Origin of the sequence: Vibrio sp. 2092 (genome assembly GCF_033339635.1) — a bacterium.
Lineage (GTDB): Bacteria > Pseudomonadota > Gammaproteobacteria > Enterobacterales > Vibrionaceae > Vibrio > Vibrio alginolyticus.
In genome coordinates, this window is record NZ_JAWOUY010000002.1 from 101,409 (window position 1) to 122,285 (window position 20,877).

16 protein-coding genes are annotated in these 20,877 nt (G+C 46.2%); 9 read left to right on the forward strand and 7 right to left on the reverse strand.

The genetic code is table 11. The annotated features are described in order from the left end of the window. The first annotated feature begins 1 nt into the window (after position 1). From mukF to mukB, 3 genes are read left to right on the forward strand one after another with little or no spacing between them, the layout of a single operon-like run. Complete coding sequence (mukF, locus tag R7P80_RS04205; protein WP_017634722.1) at positions 2–1,339, forward strand: chromosome partition protein MukF; 1,338 nt, start codon at positions 2–4, stop codon at positions 1,337–1,339. Then, positions 1,320–2,045 carry a chromosome partition protein MukE gene (gene mukE / locus R7P80_RS04210; protein WP_005378379.1) on the forward strand — a complete coding sequence of 242 codons (726 nt, stop codon included), beginning with the start codon at positions 1,320–1,322 and terminating at the stop codon, positions 2,043–2,045. Before mukF ends, mukE begins: the two co-directional genes overlap by 20 nt. A 2-nt stretch (positions 2,046–2,047) precedes the next feature. After that, positions 2,048–6,511: a chromosome partition protein MukB gene (gene mukB / locus R7P80_RS04215; RefSeq protein WP_225491483.1), complete on the forward strand. Its 4,464-nt coding sequence runs from the start codon at positions 2,048–2,050 to the stop codon at positions 6,509–6,511. Between the two features lie 143 nt (positions 6,512–6,654). On the opposite strand, the gene R7P80_RS04220 is transcribed toward mukB, so the two are convergent. From R7P80_RS04220 to R7P80_RS04250, 7 genes are all read right to left on the reverse strand, one after another. Beyond that, positions 6,655–6,807 carry a hypothetical protein gene (locus R7P80_RS04220; RefSeq protein ID WP_005378381.1) on the reverse strand — a complete coding sequence of 51 codons (153 nt, stop codon included), beginning with the start codon at positions 6,805–6,807 and terminating at the stop codon, positions 6,655–6,657. A 227-nt stretch (positions 6,808–7,034) separates the two neighbouring features. Then, complete coding sequence (locus R7P80_RS04225; RefSeq protein ID WP_005378387.1) at positions 7,035–8,003, reverse strand: alpha-L-glutamate ligase-like protein; 969 nt, start codon at positions 8,001–8,003, stop codon at positions 7,035–7,037. Positions 8,004–8,006: 3 nt separating this feature from the next. After that, positions 8,007–9,512, reverse strand: coding sequence for an inactive transglutaminase family protein (locus R7P80_RS04230; protein WP_005378389.1), 1,506 nt, complete (start codon positions 9,510–9,512; stop codon positions 8,007–8,009). Positions 9,513–9,523: 11 nt separating this feature from the next. Beyond that, a complete protein-coding gene (locus R7P80_RS04235; protein WP_005378391.1) occupies positions 9,524–10,270 on the reverse strand; it encodes an ATP-dependent zinc protease in 747 nt (248 codons plus the stop codon). 276 nt (positions 10,271–10,546) lie between these two features. Continuing rightward, positions 10,547–11,518 (reverse strand): tRNA 5-methoxyuridine(34)/uridine 5-oxyacetic acid(34) synthase CmoB, encoded by a 972-nt coding sequence (gene cmoB / locus R7P80_RS04240; RefSeq protein ID WP_005387902.1) that lies wholly within the window; start codon positions 11,516–11,518, stop codon positions 10,547–10,549. Between the two features lie 81 nt (positions 11,519–11,599). After that, complete coding sequence (gene cmoA, locus R7P80_RS04245; protein WP_017635063.1) at positions 11,600–12,337, reverse strand: carboxy-S-adenosyl-L-methionine synthase CmoA; 738 nt, start codon at positions 12,335–12,337, stop codon at positions 11,600–11,602. 93 nt (positions 12,338–12,430) lie between these two features. Next, positions 12,431–13,264 carry a DUF72 domain-containing protein gene (locus tag R7P80_RS04250; RefSeq protein WP_225491475.1) on the reverse strand — a complete coding sequence of 278 codons (834 nt, stop codon included), beginning with the start codon at positions 13,262–13,264 and terminating at the stop codon, positions 12,431–12,433. A gap of 306 nt (positions 13,265–13,570) precedes the next feature. On the opposite strand from R7P80_RS04250, the gene aspS reads away from it, so the two are divergent. The 6 genes from aspS (at position 13,571) to cydA (ending at position 20,872) form a co-directional block, all read left to right on the forward strand. Beyond that, complete coding sequence (aspS, locus tag R7P80_RS04255) at positions 13,571–15,349, forward strand: aspartate--tRNA ligase (protein ID WP_225491474.1); 1,779 nt, start codon at positions 13,571–13,573, stop codon at positions 15,347–15,349. Between the two features lie 143 nt (positions 15,350–15,492). After that, the gene (locus R7P80_RS04260; RefSeq protein ID WP_191115700.1) at positions 15,493–16,239 is read left to right on the forward strand and encodes a YebC/PmpR family DNA-binding transcriptional regulator; all 747 of its coding nucleotides are present in this window, start codon (positions 15,493–15,495) and stop codon (positions 16,237–16,239) included. A 92-nt stretch (positions 16,240–16,331) separates the two neighbouring features. Then, positions 16,332–16,853 (forward strand): crossover junction endodeoxyribonuclease RuvC, encoded by a 522-nt coding sequence (ruvC, locus tag R7P80_RS04265; RefSeq protein WP_005387909.1) that lies wholly within the window; start codon positions 16,332–16,334, stop codon positions 16,851–16,853. Positions 16,854–16,920: 67 nt separating this feature from the next. After that, positions 16,921–17,532 (forward strand): Holliday junction branch migration protein RuvA, encoded by a 612-nt coding sequence (ruvA, locus tag R7P80_RS04270; RefSeq protein WP_005378313.1) that lies wholly within the window; start codon positions 16,921–16,923, stop codon positions 17,530–17,532. A gap of 287 nt (positions 17,533–17,819) precedes the next feature. Beyond that, positions 17,820–18,824, forward strand: a complete 1,005-nt coding sequence (ruvB, locus tag R7P80_RS04275) for a Holliday junction branch migration DNA helicase RuvB (protein ID WP_005378312.1) — start codon at positions 17,820–17,822, stop codon at positions 18,822–18,824. A gap of 461 nt (positions 18,825–19,285) precedes the next feature. Next, a complete protein-coding gene (gene cydA / locus R7P80_RS04280; protein WP_005378311.1) occupies positions 19,286–20,872 on the forward strand; it encodes a cytochrome ubiquinol oxidase subunit I in 1,587 nt (528 codons plus the stop codon). Positions 20,873–20,877 lie beyond the last annotated feature (5 nt).

Below are 20,877 nucleotides of genomic sequence, written 5' to 3' on the forward strand. Positions count from 1 at the left end.
AATGAGTGAGATGACTCTCAATGCTGCAGAGCAACCAATCGATGAGCTGGTTGGCTGGGTTAAGCAGCACGATTTCTCGTTGAACCTGACCACAGAGCGATTGGCATTTTTGATAGCCATTGCCGTACTGAGTAATGAAAGGTTCGATGAAGAACTGGGTGAAGGTGAACTGCATGATGCATTTGCCATCGTCACTCGACTATTTGATGAGACCGGCGAAGCCTCCGCTTTTCGTGCGAACAATGCGATCAACGAGATGGTTAAGCAGCGTCTTATGAGCCGTTTTGTCAGTGAGATTACTGACGGAGCGAGCATTTACCGCTTGTCGCCATTAGCGATAGGAATAACCGACTACTACGTGCGTCATCGTGAGTTCTCAAAACTGCGTCTATCTATCCAGCTATCCATGGTAGCGGATGAAATGGCGAAAGCGATTGAGGCAGCACAAAAAGGTGGCACACCGGGTCACTGGAAGAAAAACGTATACGGTGTTTTAAAATATTCTGTAGGCGAAATCTTCGATCAAATTGACCTCAACCAACGTGTTATGGATGAGCAGCAACAGTCAGTGAAACAACAGATTGCTGACCTGCTTAACAAAGACTGGCGCGAAGCGATCAACAACTGTGAAGCACTTCTGTCAGAAACATCAAGCACGTTGCGTGAACTTCAAGATACGCTGCAAGCCGCCAGTGATGAACTGCAAACTCAGATCCTCGATATTCAAGAAATTGTTTACGGTGACCCTGAGCTGGAGTTTATCGAAGAAGCCTTGTTTGGTCTGCAAATGAAGCTGGACCGAATCACAAGCTGGGGCCAGCAAGCGATCGACCTTTGGATTGGTTATGACCGACACGTGCACAAGTTTATTCGTACTGCAATCGATATGGATAAGAACCGTGCGTTTAGCTCGCGTCTGCGTCAATCCGTCAAAGATTACTTCGATGCGCCTTGGTATCTGACTTATGCAGATGCGGAGAGGCTTTCTGACCTTCGTGATGAGGCCCTAGTACTGCGTGATGACGAGGTCACGGGTCAAGTTCCGATGGAAGTAGAATACGAAGAGTTTCAACAAGTCAATGATGAGCTGTCTGAACGAATTGGTGACATGCTAAAAGCGCATAAAGATCAAGGCACGCCAATCGACTTGAGTGTGGTACTGCGAGATTACCTTGCACAGCACCCTTACACTCATCATTTTGATTTAGCTCGCATTATCGTCGATCAAGCTGTACGTCTAGGGTATTCAGAATCGGATTACCAAGCGATTCAACCAGACTGGAAAGCAATCAACGAATTTGGGGCAAAGGTACAAGCGAATGTCATCGACCGATACTAATGAATACATGTCAGAGAATCTGGCAAAAGCAATTTCTAACCCTCTGTTCCCAGCGCTAGACAGCATGCTTCGAGCAGGGCGTCATATCTCAAGTGAAGATCTAGACAACCACGCGTTGCTGTCGGATTTCGAACTTGAGCTTTCTTCTTTCTACCAACGCTACAACACCGAATTGGTGAAAGCGCCAGAAGGTTTCTTCTATCTTCGTCCTCGTTCAACGTCTCTGATTGGCCGTAGTGTTCTTTCTGAACTGGATATGCTGGTGGGTAAGGTACTGTGTTTCCTTTACCTAAGCCCAGAGCGTCTTGCGCACGAAGGCATCTTCACTAACCAAGAGCTGTACGACGAACTGCTTGCTCTAGCAGATGAAAATAAGCTGATGAAGCTAGTGACGAACCGTGCTACCGGTTCTGACCTTGATAAAGAAAAGCTGTTTGAAAAAGTACGTACGTCACTTCGTCGTCTGCGTCGCCTAGGCATGATCATCAACATCGGTGAAACCGGTAAGTTCAGCATCAGTGAAGCGGTATTCCGCTTTGGTGCCGATGTACGTATTGGCGATGACATGCGTGAAGCGCAGCTGCGTCTGATCCGTGATGGTGAAGCAGTAGTGCACACCAAAGAGCCAAGCCAAGGCAGCCTATTGTCTGAAGAAGATCAAGACGACCAAGCCCAAGAAGAAACGACAGAAGAGGGTGAAGCATGAGCATGATTGAACGCGGTAAATACCAATCGCTGACCATGGTCAACTGGAACGGCTTCTTTGCCCGTACGTTTGACATCGATGGTCTGGTCACCACGCTATCAGGTGGTAACGGTGCAGGTAAATCAACCACAATGGCGGCGTTCATCACCGCATTGATTCCTGACCAAACGCTACTGCACTTCCGTAACACCACAGAAGCAGGCAGCAGCCAATCGTCTCGCGACAAAGGTTTGTACGGTAAGCTACAGCCGGGCGCATGTTATGCGGCGCTAGATGTGGTGAACTCACGTAACCAACGCCTATTGTTCGCAGTAAAACTGCAGCAAGTTGCGGGTCGTGATAAGAAAGTAGACATCAAACCGTTTGTTATCCAAGGTCTTCCAAGCCATGTGAAACCAACGGATATCTTGATTGAAAGCGTATCAGCGACTCAAGCTCGTGTACGTCAAATCAATGAAGTAAAAGAATCGATCGCAGAATTTGAAGGTGTTCAATTTAAAGCCTTCTCTTCGATCGTGGATTACCACGCGCAAATGTTTGAATTCGGTGTGATTCCGAAGAAACTGCGTAACTCTGGTGACCGTTCTAAATTCTACCGCCTGATCGAAGCATCGCTTTACGGTGGTATCTCAAGTGCGATTACCCGTTCGCTACGTGACTACCTTCTGCCACAAAACGGCGGCGTGAAGAAAGCGTTCCAAGATATGGAATCGGCGCTGCGTGAAAACCGCATGACGCTAGAAGCGATCAAAACTACGCAAGCAGACCGTGACTTGTTCAAACACTTGATCACAGAGTCGACTAACTACGTGGCAGCGGACTATATGCGCCATGCTAACGAGCGCCGTAAAAAACTAGAACAGACATTGTCTTTGCGTTCAGAGTTATTTGGTTCTCGCGAGACCTTGATTGAGCAAAACAATCTGCTTAACCGCGTTCAAGAAGAGCTGGAACTGCTGATCGAATCAGAATCTTCTTTAGAGCAAGACTACCAAGCGGCTTCTGATCACTTGCAACTGGTGCAAAACGCGCTGCGTCAGCAAGAGAAGATCGAACGCTACCAAGAAGATCTTGAAGAGCTGAGCGAGCGTCTTGAAGAACAAATGATGGTAGTGGAAGAAGCGCAAGAACGCGTGATGATGGCTGAAGAGCAAGCTACCGTTGCAGAAGAAGAGGTGGATAGCCTTAAGACGCAACTTGCTGATTACCAGCAAGCTCTTGACGTTCAGCAAACTCGCGCCCTTCAATATCAACAAGCAGTTCAAGCGCTGGAGAAAGCGAAGAAGCTACTTGGCGATGACAGCCTAACGGCGGAATCGGCTCAAGCGCTTGTCTCTGAGCTTAAGAGCAAAGAATCAGAAAACACCAATGCGTTGCTATCGGTTAAGCACAAGCTGGACATGTCTTCTGCAGCGGCAGAGCAGTTTGAAACCGCGCTTAAACTAGTACAAAGCATCGTTGGTCAAGTTGAGCGCAAAGACGCGTCTGAACATGCGAAAACCGCAATTGCGAAAGCGCGTGAGTCACAACAAATTGCACAAAACGAACAACAATGGCGAGCACAACACCGTGATCTCGAACGCAGCCTTAACCAGCAGCGTCAAGCACGTGAACTGGTTGCTGAATACAAAAAGCAATATCACGTTGAACTAACCGATGAGGTTACGTTTGAACAAGAACGTGAACGTCATGCGACGCAAATCGAATCACTAGAGATAGCTCAAGAAGAAGTTCGTGATCAGCGTGGTGAACAGCGCCGTCTAGAGCAAAACGCGGTGGCAGAAATCAGTAAGCTTGAAGCAATAGCACCAGCTTGGATTGCGGCGAACGATGCGCTAGAGAAACTGAGAGAGCAGAGCGGTGAACAGCTTGAGGATCGCCATGCGGTAATGAACCACATGCAAGTTGTCCTTGAACAAGAAAGGGAGCTGTCTTTAGCTAAAGATAAGCTTGCTGAGCGCCGTAGCCAGCTAGACTCTGAGATTGAGCGTCTTGCTTCTCCTGGTGGTTCAAATGACCCTCGCCTGAAAGGTTTGGCAGATACGCTGGGCGGTGTATTGCTGTCTGAGATCTACGATGACATCACGATTGATGACGCGCCTTATTTCAGTGCGATGTACGGTCCGGCTCGTCACGCTATCGTTGTTTCTGACTTGTCAGGCATCGAAGAGAAACTGGTAGAGCTAGACGACTGTCCAGAAGACTTGTACATCATTGAAGGTGACATCGATGCCTTTGATGACAGCTCGTTCGATGCAGAAGAGTTAGAGGGCGCGGTTTGCGTTCGTATGAACGATCGCCAAATGCGTTACTCTCGCTTGCCTGAGATCCCATTGTTTGGCCGTGCGGCACGTGAGCAGCGTCTAGAGTTGCTGCGTAACGAACGAGAAGAAGTGGTAGAGAAACACGCAAAAGCGGCGTTTGATTCTCAGAAAATGCAGCGCTTGTACCAAGCGTTTAACCTATTTGTGTCTAACCACATTCAGGTTGCTTTTGACGCCGATCCAGAACAAGCACTGGCAACTATTCGTGATAAGCGTAACCAAATTGCTCGCGTGTTGGCGGATCTGGATGCGAAAGAGCAACAACAACGTTCTCAGCTTCAAACCAGCAAGCAAGCGTTGTCTTCTCTGGACAAGCTAGCGTCACACATGGTGCTTGTTGAAGATGAGTCATTGCAAGCGCGTTTTGATGAGCTAGAAGAGAAAATCGCTCAGCTTGCAGAGGCGAAGAACTTCTTAAGCAACCATGCAAAAGCCGTCGCGCAATTAGAGAATATTGCGTCTGCGCTTGATGCTGACCCAGAGCAATTCGACGCGCTAGAAGCAGAATACAAAGCGGCAGACGAACAGCTACAAGATCTTAAGAAGCAAATCTTTGCACTCTCGGATCTCGTTGAACGCCGCCATTACTTCGCTTACTCTGATTCAGTAGACCTACTGAACAAGAGCAGCGAACTGAGTGAGCAGCTAAAAGCTAAACTGGTTCAAGCTGAACAAATGCGTACACGCTCTCGTGAAGAGTTGAAACAGTCGCAAGGTCAAATGAACCAATACAACCAAGTATTGGCATCATTGAAGAGTTCACACCAAGCGAAACTGGAAACGGTTCAAGAGTTCAAACAAGAACTTCAAGAGTTTGGCGTGAACGCGGACGAAGGTGCAGAAGAACGTGCAATGCGTCGTCGTGACGAACTGCACGAGCGTCTACACACGTCTCGCAGTCGTAAGAGCGAATACGAGCGCACGATCACCTCTACTGAACTAGAGATGAAAGGCTTGGCGAAACGTCTGAAGAAAGTTCAGAAAGAATACGTTGAGCTACGTACGTTCGTGGTTGCAGCGAAAGCTGGCTGGTGTTCGGTACTTCGTCTGGCGCGTGAGAACGATGTTGAGCGTCGTCTACACAAGCGTGAACTGGCTTACATGTCAGCGGATGAACTGCGTTCAATGTCGGATAAATCATTGGGTGCGCTGCGTCTCGCGGTTGCGAACAATGACGACCTGCGTGATGCGCTGCGTCTGTCAGAAGACAATGCACGTCCAGAGCGTAAAGTTCTGTTCTATATTGCTGTATACCAACATCTTCGCGAGCGCATTCGTCAGGATATCATCCGTACTGATGATCCAGTTGAAGCGATCGAAGAGATGGAAGTTGAGCTAGCGCGTCTAACGGAAGAGCTAACCCAACGTGAAAACCGCTTAGCGATCAGCTCTGAGTCAGTAGCGAGCATCATTAAGAAGACGATTCAGCGTGAGCAAAATCGTATTCGTATGCTGAACCAAGGCCTGTCGAATATTTCGTTCGGTCAGGTGAAGGGCGTACGTCTGAACGTGAAGATCCGCGAAAGTCACGAAGTGCTACTGAACGGTCTAGCGACACAACAAGAGCAGCATAAAGATCTGTTTGAATCGACTCGCTTTACCTTCTCTGAAGCAATGGCGAAGCTGTTCCAACGTGTGAACCCGCATATCGATATGGGTCAACGTTCTCCTCAGGTTCTGGGTGAAGAGCTACTGGATTACCGCAACTACCTAGAGCTAAGTGTAGAAGTGAACCGTGGTACAGATGGTTGGCTACAGGCTGAGTCTGGTGCACTATCAACAGGTGAAGCGATCGGTACCGGTCAGTCAATCCTTCTTATGGTTGTTCAAAGCTGGGAAGAAGAGTCTCGTCGTCTACGCAGCAAAGACATTGTGCCTTGTCGTCTGCTCTTCTTGGATGAAGCCGCGCGTCTGGATGCGAAATCGATCGCGACATTGTTCGAATTGTGTGACCGTCTGGATATGCAGCTTCTCATCGCGGCACCTGAAAACATCAGCCCAGAGAAAGGTACGACCTACAAACTGGTGCGTAAGGTGTTTAAAGACCACGAGCACGTACACGTAGTTGGTCTGCGTGGTTTTGGTCAAACGGATAAGCCTAAGACTGAAGCGCAAGAGATGATTGAAGAGTTTGAATCGTAAACTCCGAATCTAATAAAACGCCCGCAATGAACGCGGGCGTTTTTGTATCTATTTACGAGGTAGGCTTCGAACAACATAAGACAAGCCGAGACTGTAGGACGGCAGTCTCGGCTTATTAGCGGAACTTCACGAGGAAGCGACGTTTATTCCTCTGGAATATCGTCCCTGACTTCGATCATTTCAGCAAGCTCTTCGAGTGCTTGGACAGAAAGCTCAGACAAGCGTTGTAGGTGTTGGTCTAAGCTCTCTTGTTCTTCAAGCTCTGGTTCATCATTATTTGTTTCTTTTATTAGCATTTCCCAACCTCTCAAGTTGAGTAAGGGGAGCTCTCATCATACTCAAAAGGCAAAGTAGAAAAGAAACGATCTATGTTGATTTTGTTAGCTCGATCATTGATTCAACTTATATATGAGAAGGATGTGTTTAATAAGGAGAGTAAGTGCAAGGTTTTTGGATGCGGGAACAAAAACGCCAGTAATCATGACAATTACTGGCGAGTAATAACGAACATTATGTCGGAGGGTTAGAACAACGGCTTCACACCGAACTGCTCTGCCGCGTAAGCGACGCGTTCAATCGGTTTTGGATACTCAGCAGGTGTGCCAAGGCTCTCTATGTGTTTCAAACGAGGAAGTAAGCCTGCACCATTAGCGATTTGGATTGCCAGACCAGGGCGAGCGTTAAGCTCTAAAACCATAGGTCCTTCATCTTTATCCAGCACCATATCCGTACCCATGTATCCCAAACCTGTCATTTCCCAGGCACTTGACGCAAGCTCCAGCAAGCGCTCCCAATGCGGTACTTGAAGGGTCGAAAGGTCTTTACCTGTATCAGGGTGATGAGTCACTGGATGATCGAACTGCACCGCTCTGACGGCTTTACCTGTCGCGATGTCAATGCCTACTCCTACCGCACCTTGGTGAAGGTTTGCTTTGCCGTCGGAAGCCGCTGTAGAGCAGCGCATCATCGCCATAACTGGATAACCTTTAAATACGATGATCCGAACATCTGGTACGCCTTCATAACTGAAGCCATCAAAACAGTCATCAAACTTGATTAAGTTTTCAACCACAGCAACGTCATTTTTACCACCAAGAGAGAAAAGGCCAGCAAGCGCATTACTAATGTGACGCTCGACCTCATCCCTACCAATTGTAGAGCCGGAGGGTTTGGTATATACCCCGTTTTTATGAGACGTAACAACCAGAATGCCTTTACCGCCACTACCTTGTGCAGGTTTGATCACAAAACCAGGCCAGTTCTCAACCATTTTGTGGATAGTCTTAACTTCAGCTTGGTTATGAATGACACCGATCAGGGCAGGAACTGTTGCTCCTGCTGCCTGTGCAATAATTTTGGTCTTTAGCTTGTCATCGACAAGTGGGTATTTAGAACGATCATTGTAACGGCCAATATAGCTGTGGTTACGCTTGTTCATCCCCATAATGCCTTTATGGCGAAGCTTAGACGGCGAAGTAAAACTTTCGAACATCGTTTAGTCCTCCGCTAGTGGTTTGAAGCGTCGTAGCTCAGTGAGGCGGTAACCTGTGTAAGTACCTAGTAATAGAATACCGGCCAGAACAATCAACTGTAGACCAATGAAGTTAAAGGTTAAGTGTTGAATGTATGAGTTCGTCATTGCAAGGTAAACTAATACCGCTGTCAGCAATGAACCACCACCTTGCAGGGCAACTTCCTTCGCACCTTCTTCTTCCCATAGGATTGACATACGTTCAATCGTCCAAGACAAGATGATCATAGGGAAGAAGGTAATTGTTAGGCCTTCCGTTAAGCCCATCTTAAACGCAACAACGGTGAACACCGAGATGATCATAATAACGGTAATAATGACCGCAGATATCCTTGCTACCAGCAATAAGTTCAACCTAGACAAATAGCTTCGAATAATCAGGCCTGTACCTACAATTAGCAAGAAACCGACAATACCCGTTAATAGTTGAGTTTGAACAAAAGCAACGGCAATCAACACAGGCATGAAGGTACCGGATGTTTTCAGGCCGATAATCACACGCAAGAACACAACGATCAGAGCACCAATAGGGATGAGCATGATGGTTTTGAACATCGCTTGCTCTTCCAAAGGTAAGCTATGAATTGAAATATTCAGTAATCCATCTGCTTCTATTTTGTTGTTTGTAGCTTGTTGTGGTGTCATTTCTTGCTTAATCATCGAGAAATGCACTTGGCTATTTTTACCACCAACAAGGTCAAGTAAGGATACGTTTGATTCATCCCACACTAACAAGTTGGGTTTCACTGCTTTTTGTTCGGATTTTGGTGAAAACAGTACCCAATCTTTACCTGACCAAACCTGAACCATTGGTTGAATTGTTTGGCGTCGACGACCATCTTCTAGTTCGATAACACCGACGGTTTTGCTCTGTATACCTGCGGTAAGCAAAATATTATGCAGTGCATCAGTACGGCTGAAATCGTTCAGTAGTAGCGACGAGTTTTGGCTATCTGGGTCATTAAGCGCTTTGATAAGCTCACGAGTAAACGTCACATTATCGGCTGAGCGACTCATCGCACGTTCGATAAGGGCATTTGCCGCTGCTGCTTGTGGTGCTGATAGCGTTGGTGGCGTAATGTCTTCCGTTGGCGGTAAAGGAGTGACTTTAGCCTGAGGGTCTACTAAGAACTGGGCTTTGTAGTATATGGTTTGTGGCCCTTGAGCTTGGCGAATTGACCATTCTGCACGACGGCCTGAATCGTCATTGATGTAGGAAACGCCATAACCTGATGAGGAAGCAGATTCACCAATAAGTGTGTAACCACTTTGCGTATGCGGTGCTGCAAGTGACGCTTTTACTTCGTTGCCGTTAGCATTGAACTCAATACGAGCTTCTACATCCCACACCTGGCGAGTTTCGCCTGGCGTCCAAGGCACGCCGTAGTTTTCATGCCTGAAAACACTCAGAGCAATGCCCGCAATCACCAATAAGATGATAGAAAGGTAAAACGGTATTTTTGACGTCATAATCTACCTTATTATTTTTTATCTTCGTCCGTTTGGATATAGGTACGACTTACATCGACAAGTGCTATGTCGCGCATAAATTCTCTACCCAGTAAAATAGGATGGTTCATATGTGAGCGATCTGCCAACGTAAATTGCGCTTTTTCATGAATTTTTCCAACGCGCACCCAAAGTTCTACCACAGCGCGGCGTTCTAACTCTTCACTGGTAACCTGGCGGATTTTGACGTAGCGAATGACAGGAGCTTCGATCCAAGTACTTTTCTCTTCTTCGGATTTACTGGTGTCTGCTAAGTGGAATCGGACCCATTTTTTGCCATTTCTTTCGAACTCTTCAATATCAACGGCATTTAAAGACGACGTCGCGGCACCAGTGTCGATACGTGCATCAAAAGTTTGCTTAATCGACTCTACAGTGACCTTTTCGATAGAGCCAAGGACAATATCGTGAGTTGGGGTTGGTTCCACAGGAGCGGGAGATTGGACAATAATCGGCTCTTTCGGTTTTTTTACTTCTGCCATTGCTTCATCGCGAAATGTAAGAAGTTCAACCTGTAGTTTATCGACTTGTTCTTCAAGGCTGTCGATATAGTCCGATTGGTTGCTGAGCTGCAGCTCTAGGTTGGTAATGCGATTATTGACATTCGCTTCTGAATTTTGAATCGCCGCTAACGTTTCTTGGTGGTACTGTTCGCCTTTGGTTAGTGAGCATCCAGATAGTAAGGCGATGGCAACAATCGGGGTCAATCGTAATAACATTGAAAACCTTGGGATTGGATTAAGTTGTTTATTTTTTAGGAGTTTAGCTTATATCGATAAAGCCTCACAAGTAAGAATGTTTCTCTATTACTTATTGTTTGAGGAATAGTGATGAAAAGCCAAAAATCAAGGACATAAAAGCGCATCCTTATTTAGAGCGTGCTTATATTTTGACGTGACAAATGGATTCAAAAAACAAACTCGCTCATTACGAGGAAAGAGGGTAATGTCTTAACTCGTAAAATGAGTTAAGACAATGTCAGGAATCTCAGCGAATTATGATTTGCGAGCGACAAGAACCGCGCGGCGAGGGGCAGGGTAGCCTTCTACAGTCTTGCTTGGGTCGTTCGGATCTAAGTAGTCAGGTAGAGAGTTATGCGTCATCCAATCTGTGGTACGTTGTTCGTCTACGGACGTGATGTTTTCATCAACGATACGAACATCTTCAAAACCGACCAATTCTAGCCACACTTTTAGGGCTTTTGCTGAAGGGAAGAAATAGACATTACGCATTTGCGCGTAACGAGAAGTCGGGACCAGTACTGCATTCTCATCACCTTCAATCACGAGTGTTTCCAATACGAGTTCACCTCCAGATACTAATTGATCTTTTAGTTGCACTAAATGATCGAGAGGCGAGCGGCGATGGTAAAGCACGCCCATGCTGAATACCGTATCGAACGCTTCTAACTTAGGTAGTTGTTCAATGCCCAATGGCAATAAGTGTGCACGTTGGTCATCGCCCATTAGTTTACGAATTGCTTCGAACTGAATCAGGAACAGGTGAGATGGATCGATACCGACAGTTAAGCGTGCCCCTTCGCCTAGCATGCGCCACATGTGGTAGCCGTTACCACAACCTACATCGAGTACGCTGCGATTCTTTAATGGAGAAATATGTGGAAGCACGCGGTCCCATTTCCAATCACTGCGCCACTCAGTATCAATATGGATGCCGTGTACGTGGTATGGGCCTTTGCGCCAAGGATGGAATGTACGAAGTAAGCTTTCTAGCTTTTTAAGTTCCCCTTGAGGCATCGGCTCATTGTTTGAAATCGTGACAGAATCAACAATGTCGATGTTGTCCGGTCTACCCGCTGGGATTTTGTTCAGGGCTTTCAACCAGCGACCAAAGTCACCGTGCTCTGCATTTTGCCAATCCGTTAGCTGTTGTGGAAGCACATTAAGCCAAGGTTGAAGACGAGTGTCTTGGGCAATCAATTGGTAGAAATTTGCAAAGTTAAACATAGTTAGTTAATCGCTGAGTTGATGGGTATAAATTATTAACAAAAGCCGAAATCGGTATGGTTCAGGTTTGGTATGCATGGTCTATTTAATCGCGAACATGGAGCCGAAGTTAAAGCATTGGAACCAAACGTCGTAGCTAGAAAAGCCAATTTTAGCGAAACGCTCTTTATGTTCTTTCTTTGAATCTGGGCGCATTACGTTTTCTATCGCGCTGCGCTTTTGGCTGATTTCTAGTTCGCTATAACCATTCGCACGTTTAAAGTCGTGGTGAAGGTCAATTAACAGTTCGTTCGACACTTCATCTTCGAAGACGAATTTCTCAGATAGAATCAAAATGCCACCCGGACGCAGGCCAGCGTAAATTTTTTCGAGCAAGGAGTAACGATCTTCTGGAGAGAGGAATTGCAAAGTGAAGTTCAACACCACCACTGACGCGTTTTCAATTTCGATATTGCGAATGTCTGCTTCTACTACATCCACAGGAGTGTCACTACGGTAAGCGTTGACGTGAAGTTTACAACGCTCAACCATTGCAGGAGAGTTGTCCACTGCGATGATTTGGCAACCTTCTTGTTTGATATGGCGACGCATAGACAATGTTGCAGCACCCAAAGAACAGCCAAGGTCATAGATGTTTGAGTGAGGTTTTACAAAACGCTCTGCCAGCATACCGATTGCAGAAATGATATTGCTGTAACCCGGTACCGAACGTTGAATCATGTCAGGAAATACTTCCGCTACGCGTTCATCGAACGTGAAATCCCCAATTTTATCGATTGGAGCCGAAAAAATAGTATCTGGATTGCTCTTAGGGTTCATAACTAAGTCTCTGCATACAAGCCGCCTGAAAATGTCAGGCACCAAAAAAGGCGCGTATTTTATGGGAATTTCGCGCCTCTGTCATGTGTTGCGTTAGAACATCTGTAACTGCGAGTTGCCATCGTCAGCAGGGAAAGGCGCTAACTCAGGGAGCGTGATACGCTTTTGTATGTCTTTATATAGGTTTGCGGCCAACTCTGGCGCAATTATATTGTCTGCGGTATGGATCATGACATATGGCTGTTTACCTTCGGCAATCCATTGTGGCAACTTGTTGAGCCATGGTTTAAAAAACTCGTAATTTTGCTGTTCTTCTGGATGACCAATAAAGCGAATCAAAGGGTGTGAAGCGGTAGCAATGGCGTGAACAGGGACTTGTGGTTTTTTCATTTGTGCATCAATAATCGCCTCATTGTCGGGCTTAGCGGCAAAGACTGGGCGGCTATCCATAATAATGCGGTCAATATTATTCTCTACTAACCATTGGTTAAGTGCTCGCTCTTCTTCGCCTTTGGAGAAAAATGCCATATGGCGAACCTCAACACCGAGAGGGAAGTTAGGTGGAAAGCTCGCACAGAACTTTTTCAGTCGATCAAGGTGCTCAGGACCAAATGCGGCTGGTAATTGAATTGTCCATTGGCCCACACGGTCATGCAAAGGCTCCATGACTTTCATGAAGTCTCTCAGTTGTTCGCTGCAACCTCTTAGCATTTGCTCATGAGTAATGGCTTTAGGAAGTTTGAAAGTAAAGCGAAAATCATCGTGGGTTGCGGCTCTCCAGTTTTGCACTGTATTGAGCGTCGGTGTGGCATAAAATGTCGTGTTGCCTTCCACGGTATGAAACACTTGCGCATACCTTTCTAAACGTTCAGCGGGCTTTGTCCCGCTGCCGTAAAAACTTTGTTGCCATTGATTGTGCGACCACATTGTCAATCCAAGTCGAAGAGGTAAGTTATCCATTATTCTTTACTGCTTGCTACTCGTGTGAATACTTTACGAGAGTTTTGCTGAAATAGGTAATTTCACGCTATAATCCTCCCCAATTTTTTCGCTTTGGTGCGCTTTTGAACATTTGTTGTACTAAAAAGCACCAGTGAATGATAAAACACACGTAATTGTATGTTGAGTAGTCGATTTTCGTGGACATTCAGCGTATAACTGAATCTTTACTCTGCTTAGCAATGAGGCTGACAGAGCGTAGTTAACAACATTTGAGAGATTGGGAATTTCATTATGCGTACCCATTACTGTGGTCACCTGAACAAGTCCCTTGCAGGACAAACTGTAGAACTTTGCGGCTGGGTTAACCGTCGTCGTGATTTAGGCGGTCTTATTTTTATTGATATGCGAGATCGCGAAGGTATCGTTCAGGTAGTTGTTGATCCAGATATGGCGGATGCGTATGAAGTGGCGAACACACTTCGTAATGAATTCTGTATCAAACTAACGGGTGAAGTGCTCGTTCGCCCAGAGAGCCAAGCAAACAAAGACATGGCAACAGGTGAAGTTGAGATCCTTGCGAAAGGTCTTGAAATCATCAACCGTTCTGATGTTCTGCCTCTAGACTTCAACCAAAAGAACTCTGAAGAGCAGCGCCTGAAGTACCGTTACCTAGATCTACGTCGTCCTGAAATGAGCGACCGCATCAAGCTACGTGCTAAAGCGTCTAGCTTTGTTCGTCGTTTCCTAGATGACAACGGCTTCCTAGATATCGAAACGCCAGTACTAACAAAAGCGACTCCAGAAGGCGCTCGTGACTACCTAGTACCTAGCCGTGTTCACAAAGGCAGCTTCTACGCGCTTCCTCAGTCTCCACAGCTATTCAAACAGCTTCTAATGATGTCTGGTTTTGACCGTTACTACCAAATCGTTAAGTGTTTCCGTGATGAAGACTTGCGTGCTGACCGTCAACCAGAATTCACTCAGATCGATATCGAAACGTCATTCATGACGGCTGACCAAGTTCGTGCAACGACTGAGAAAATGGTTCGTGAAATGTGGCAAGAGCTACTAAACGTTGACCTAGGTGAATTCCCAGTAATGCCGTTCAGCGAAGCGATTCGTCGTTTCGGTTCTGACAAGCCAGACCTACGTAACCCACTGGAACTAGTAGACGTTGCTGACCTAGTGAAAGACGTTGAGTTCAAAGTATTCTCAGGTCCAGCAAACGACGAAAAAGGCCGAGTTGCCGTTATTCGCGTTCCAGGTGGCGCTTCTCTGACTCGTAAGCAAATTGATGGCTACGGTGAATTCGTTGGTATCTACGGTGCGAAAGGTCTAGCTTGGATGAAGGTTAACGACCGTGCAGCGGGCATGGAAGGTATCCAATCTCCAGTCGCTAAGTTCCTAAATGAAGACGTGATCAACGGCATTCTAGATCGTACTCAAGCGGAATCTGGTGACATTATCCTATTTGGCGCTGATAAAGCGGGCATCGTTGCAGAAGCAATGGGTGCGCTACGTTTGAAACTAGGTAAAGACCTAGAGCTAACGGATGAGTCTGCATGGGCTCCACTATGGGTTGTTGACTTCCCAATGTTCGAAGAAGATGACGAAGGCAACCTACACGCGATGCACCACCCATTCACATCGCCTCTAGGTGTGACTGCAGAAGAGCTAAAAGCAAACCCTGCTGCGGCAAATTCTAACGCTTACGATATGGTTCTAAATGGCTACGAAGTGGGCGGCGGCTCTGTTCGTATCCACAACGCAGATATGCAAGAAGCCGTATTTGATATTCTAGGTATCACACCTGAAGAGCAACAGCTTAAGTTCGGTTTCCTGCTTGATGCGCTGAAATTCGGTACGCCTCCACATGCTGGTCTTGCATTTGGTCTAGACCGTCTAGTAATGCTGCTATGTGGCACAGAGAACATCCGTGATGTTATCGCGTTCCCTAAAACAACAGCAGCGGCGTGTCTACTAACAGACGCACCAAGTATTGCGAACCCAGCAGCGCTAGAAGAGCTAGCAATCGCAGTAACTGCAGCGAAAGAAAAAGACGCAGAATAAGCGCACAACATTTGAAGAAAACTCCCGCAACTGCGGGAGTTTTTGTTTAAATAAACCCAAGAAACTTCCAAAGCAATTTCCCAAGCAACGCTTTTTAGAACATGTTTTGTTATTAAGCGTCAAAATACATTAAAAGGTGAATTATGGCTGGTCATAGTAAATGGGCGAATATTCGTCACCGTAAAGCAGCGCAAGATGCGAAGCGCGGCAAAATCTTTACTAAATTAATTCGTGAAATCGTTGTTGCGGCAAAAGAGGGGGGCGGTGAGCCAGAAAATAACCCACGTTTGCGAGCAGCAATTGATAAAGCACTGTCTAACAACATGACACGTGACACTGTCAGCCGTGCTGTCAGCCGAGGTGCTGGTGGTGAAGGCGACGACAACATGGAAACCGTGATCTATGAAGGTTATGGTCCAGGTGGTACGGCGGTCATGGTCGAATGTATGACGGATAACCGAAATCGTACGGTATCTGGCGTACGCCATGCATTCTCAAAGTCAGGCGGTAATCTGGGGACGGATGGTAGCGTCAACTATCTTTTCGACAAGAAAGGCGTGATTTCATATGGCCCAGGTTTAGATGAGGATGCGGTAATGGAAGTAGCATTAGAAAGTGGTGCTGATGACATTGAAACGGCAGAAGATGGCTCGATTGATGTCTACACGGCCCCAGGCGATTTTGGGCTCGTAAAAGATGCTCTTGATGCCGCAGGGTTTGAGGCAGAGAACGCGGAGGTGTCGCTGATCCCATCTACGAAAGCAGATTTGGACGCGGATACTGCGCCAAAACTACTTCGTTTGATTGACGCTTTGGAAGATCTGGACGACGTTCAAGAGGTTTATCACAATGGTGATATCTCTGACGACGTTGCGGCTACGCTAGATTAAACTCAAGGTGTCGGGAGCGGTATTTGCTCCGAAGTTAGCAAGTAATAATAAAAAGACTGAGGCCGAATTAGGCCTCATTTTTAGGAACATTCATGTCAATTATTTTGGGCATTGACCCAGGTTCGCGCATTACCGGCTATGGGGTCATTCGTCAAAATGGACGCCACTTGCAATACCTTGGTAGTGGCTGCATTCGTACTTCAGAAAAAGAACTTCCGGGTCGGCTTAAACAGATTTATGCAGGCGTCACGGAAATCATTACCCAGTTTCAACCGGACGTTTTCGCGATCGAGCAAGTGTTTATGGCCAAAAACGCGGATTCAGCGCTAAAACTTGGCCAAGCTCGTGGCAGTGCAATTGTTGCTGCGGTGAATGCGGAGTTGCCGGTATTTGAATACGCGGCTCGTCTTATTAAGCAAGCTGTCGTCGGCACTGGTGGCGCGGACAAAGCGCAAGTTCAGCATATGGTTCAGCAGATGCTTAAATTGCCCGCCAAGCCTCAAGCGGATGCAGCCGATGCTTTGGGTGTGGCGATTTGTCATGCCAATACTAACAAGACTCTCGTTGCGTTAGCGGGCAAAGCAACCAGTGCCAGAAAAGGGCGCTACCGTTAAAATTAACTGGATGTCTATCCAGTTCTTTATTATCCTGTCGCAAATTCATTTCCAAAGAGTATTTATAGTGATTGGACGTCTTCGTGGCATACTGATTGAAAAACAACCACCTGAAGTATTAATTGAAGTTAATGGCATTGGTTATGAAGTCCAGATGCCAATGAGCTGTTTTTACGAACTGCCAAATGTTGGCGAAGAAGCCATTATTTATACTCACTTTGTTGTCCGTGAGGATGCGCAATTGCTATACGGTTTCAACACAGTAAAAGAACGAGCACTTTTCCGTGAAGTGATCAAAGCCAATGGCGTTGGTCCTAAACTCGGTCTTGGTATTCTCTCTGGTATGACAGCAACGCAATTTGTTACTTGTGTGGAACATGAAGACGTTTCTACGCTGGTTAAGCTTCCAGGCGTTGGCAAGAAAACCGCAGAGCGATTGGTTGTTGAAATGAAAGACCGCTTGAAAGGGTGGGGCGCTGGCGATCTATTTACGCCATTTACGGATGCTGCTCCTGCGGATTCTGGTGCAACATCCAACAACGCAGAAGAAGAGGCAATCAGTGCGCTTCTAGCTCTAGGTTACAAGCCGACTCAAGCGTCGAAAGTGGTATCTCAGATCGCTAAACCGGACATGAGCAGTGAGCAAATGATCCGTGAAGCTCTAAAATCAATGGTGTAACGCTGGTTGCACAGTGAATATTTGTTCAAGATAACTCATTCTCTAAGGTTAATGCCAATCGCTTAACGATGTTTTTTTGTGTCATTCCAGCGAACCTGGCGAGACTGGGAATCTAATAGCAGCACGCTGAGCGGTTAATGAAACAATTTGACCATAAATCGCTCGGATAGAAGATCCTGTATCACGCTCCTTCGTCGCTGTACAGGATGACGAGATATAGAAATATGCCACTTGCTGTTAAACGAGCGGCATTATTCTCTCAGGTAACCATTTTTCAAGGTAAAAAGATGATTGAAGCCGATCGTTTAATCGCGCCAGAAAACCCTGCCTTTCGTGATGAAGATGTCATTGATCGTGCTATTCGGCCAAAAAAATTAGCGGATTACCAAGGTCAGGACCATGTCCGTGACCAAATGGAGATCTTCATTAAAGCTGCTCAGTTACGTAGCGAAGCACTTGATCACCTTTTGATTTTTGGTCCCCCAGGTTTGGGTAAAACCACACTTGCGAATATCGTTGCCAATGAAATGGAAGTGAACATTCGCACTACTTCAGGCCCTGTACTTGAGAAAGCAGGCGATTTGGCCGCGCTGTTAACCAACCTTGAAGAAAACGATGTGTTGTTCATCGATGAGATTCACCGCTTGAGTCCGATGGTTGAAGAGGTGCTATATCCGGCGATGGAAGATTATCAACTGGATATTATGATCGGTGAAGGTCCGGCCGCTCGTTCTATTAAGATCGATTTACCACCGTTTACGTTAATTGGTGCGACGACCCGAGCGGGCTCTTTGACGTCACCATTGCGCGACCGCTTTGGTATTACTCAGCGCCTTGAGTTTTATAAGATAAAAGACCTCCAAGATATCGTGCAGCGAAGCGCGGATTGTTTAGGTTTATCAATGGAACCTGAAGGTGCATTGGAAGTGGCAAGACGTGCGCGTGGCACACCACGTATTGCTAACCGTTTGCTACGCCGTGTTCGTGATTATGCGGAAGTAAAAGGCAATGGTCACATTTGCGCCGATGTTGCCGATAAGGCGTTGAATATGCTTGATGTGGACGCCGAAGGCTTCGATTACATGGACCGTAAGCTACTACTCGCGATTATGGAAAAATTTGGTGGTGGTCCGGTCGGGCTCGACAACATGGCAGCGGCGATAGGTGAAGAAAAGGACACTATTGAAGACGTTCTTGAACCTTATCTTATTCAGCAAGGTTATTTACAACGCACTCCGCGTGGAAGAATCGCGACAGATCGTGCGTATTTGCATTTCGGAATTGAAAAATAAGATTCCCTCGCTGGGCCTTTGTTGCCCAGCGCTTCATTAAAGTTGACCAAACTCACATTTTTTGAATTTTTTCTCATACTGGTTTAGTAAGTAAAAAGCATTGATTGTTAACTCGATGTTTGCTTGCAACTGGTTAATTTCTCTCCTGATTACTCTCTCTTAACATCCGTATCCAATACTGGTTGATCTAGATCAATGTGATGGATTTTTGTGCAAATTCCGCGCATAAACATTGATGTATATCAAAGCGCGTTACGGCTATAAACCTTTTGAAACAATCTGTTTTTACAAGTAATATTAGCCCCAGCTATATTAGCTGATGCTTAACAATTAACTAACCAATGAAGCACATTTTTGCAACAATGAGTTGTGATAATTCAACATTTTTCAAGTGTAAATAACACCTGAATATGGATTGCAATATGTAGAGAGTGTCATTCAGCCGACACATAGGAGTTACCATGATTGACGTAGTTGATCTATCGCGGTTGCAGTTTGCACTGACAGCGATGTATCACTTCCTATTCGTACCATTGACCCTTGGTATGGCCTTCCTTCTGGCCATTATGGAATCGATGTACGTAATGACGAACAAGCAAATCTATAAGGACATGACCAAGTTCTGGGGTAAGCTATTCGGTATTAACTTTGCACTTGGTGTGGCGACAGGCCTTACCATGGAGTTCCAGTTTGGTACGAACTGGTCTTACTACTCCCACTATGTAGGTGATATCTTCGGTGCACCGCTAGCGATCGAAGCACTTGTCGCATTCTTCCTGGAGTCAACTTTTGTTGGTCTATTCTTCTTCGGGTGGGATCGTCTATCTAAACGCCAACACTTAGCGGTTACCTGGCTTGTGGCACTAGGCTCTAACTTCTCTGCTCTTTGGATTCTTATCGCAAACGGCTGGATGCAAAACCCAGTAGGCGCAGATTTCAACTTCGAAACCATGCGAATGGAAATGGTGAGCTTCTCTGAGGTTGTACTAAACCCAGTTGCTCAGGTTAAGTTCGTGCATACGGTTGCTTCTGGTTACACTTGTGGCGCAATGTTTATTCTAGGCATCAGTTCATACTACCTATTAAAAGGTCGTGACATTGCGTTTGCTCGTCGTTCGTTTGCTATTGCTGCTTCTTTCGGTATTGCAGCTATCTTATCTACCATCGTTCTTGGTGACGAATCTGGCTACGAGCTTGGTGAAGTTCAAAAAGTGAAACTCGCTGCAATTGAAGCAGAGTGGCACACTGAACCTGCACCTGCCGCATTTACGTTATTTGGTGTTCCTAACCAGGAAACGATGCATACCGATTACGCAATTAAGATCCCTTACGTAATGGGTATTATCGCGACACGCTCTTTTGATGAGCAAGTAACAGGTCTTCGTGATTTACGTGATGAACACGTCGATCGTATTCGTGACGGCATGTACGCTTATGAACTTCTAGAGAAGCTTCGTGCGGGCGACAAGTCAGAAGAAAACATGACTGCGTTTGATGAAGTGAAAGGTGACCTAGGTTACGGTCTACTTCTAAAACGCTACACAGACAATGTTGTTGATGCAACAGAAGAGCAAATCCAAGCTGCTGCGGACGACTCAATCCCAACAGTATGGCCGCTATTCTGGTCATTCCGTATCATGGTTGCTTGTGGCTTCATCATGTTGTTTGTCTTTGGTGCGGCGTTTATCCAAACGTGTCGTCAGAAGATTGAACAGAAACAATGGATTCTAAAAGCTGCACTATTTAGCATTCCACTACCTTGGATTGCAATTGAAGCGGGTTGGTTCGTCGCTGAGTACGGCCGTCAGCCTTGGGCTGTAGGTGAAATTCTACCAGTGCATGTTGCAGCTTCTGCGCTAACTGCAGGTGAAATCTGGACTTCACTCTTCGCAATTCTGGCGCTATACACGGTATTCCTGATTGCAGAAGTTTACCTAATGTTGAAATTCGCTCGTAAAGGCCCAAGTAGCCTGAAAACGGGTCGCTACCACTTCGAGCAAAATGCTGACTCTGTTGAAGACAAAGTTAGTCGCCAAGTAGAAGCGTAAGGTAA

Coding starts and splice junctions, on each gene's coding strand:
- R7P80_RS04235 (WP_005378391.1), bottom strand. CDS start 10,270: ATGTTATTACGATTGACCCCGATTGTTGCCATCGCCTTACTATCTGGA.
- ruvC (WP_005387909.1), top strand. CDS start 16,332: ATGTCAATTATTTTGGGCATTGACCCAGGTTCGCGCATTACCGGCTAT.
- R7P80_RS04250 (WP_225491475.1), bottom strand. CDS start 13,264: ATGTGGTCGCACAATCAATGGCAACAAAGTTTTTACGGCAGCGGGACA.
- cmoB (WP_005387902.1), bottom strand. CDS start 11,518: ATGTTTAACTTTGCAAATTTCTACCAATTGATTGCCCAAGACACTCGT.
- mukB (WP_225491483.1), top strand. CDS start 2,048: ATGATTGAACGCGGTAAATACCAATCGCTGACCATGGTCAACTGGAAC.
- R7P80_RS04260 (WP_191115700.1), top strand. CDS start 15,493: ATGGCTGGTCATAGTAAATGGGCGAATATTCGTCACCGTAAAGCAGCG.
- mukE (WP_005378379.1), top strand. CDS start 1,320: ATGTCATCGACCGATACTAATGAATACATGTCAGAGAATCTGGCAAAA.
- R7P80_RS04230 (WP_005378389.1), bottom strand. CDS start 9,512: ATGACGTCAAAAATACCGTTTTACCTTTCTATCATCTTATTGGTGATT.
- R7P80_RS04225 (WP_005378387.1), bottom strand. CDS start 8,003: ATGTTCGAAAGTTTTACTTCGCCGTCTAAGCTTCGCCATAAAGGCATT.
- cydA (WP_005378311.1), top strand. CDS start 19,286: ATGATTGACGTAGTTGATCTATCGCGGTTGCAGTTTGCACTGACAGCG.
- mukF (WP_017634722.1), top strand. CDS start 2: ATGAGTGAGATGACTCTCAATGCTGCAGAGCAACCAATCGATGAGCTG.
- aspS (WP_225491474.1), top strand. CDS start 13,571: ATGCGTACCCATTACTGTGGTCACCTGAACAAGTCCCTTGCAGGACAA.
- cmoA (WP_017635063.1), bottom strand. CDS start 12,337: ATGAACCCTAAGAGCAATCCAGATACTATTTTTTCGGCTCCAATCGAT.
- ruvB (WP_005378312.1), top strand. CDS start 17,820: ATGATTGAAGCCGATCGTTTAATCGCGCCAGAAAACCCTGCCTTTCGT.
- R7P80_RS04220 (WP_005378381.1), bottom strand. CDS start 6,807: ATGCTAATAAAAGAAACAAATAATGATGAACCAGAGCTTGAAGAACAA.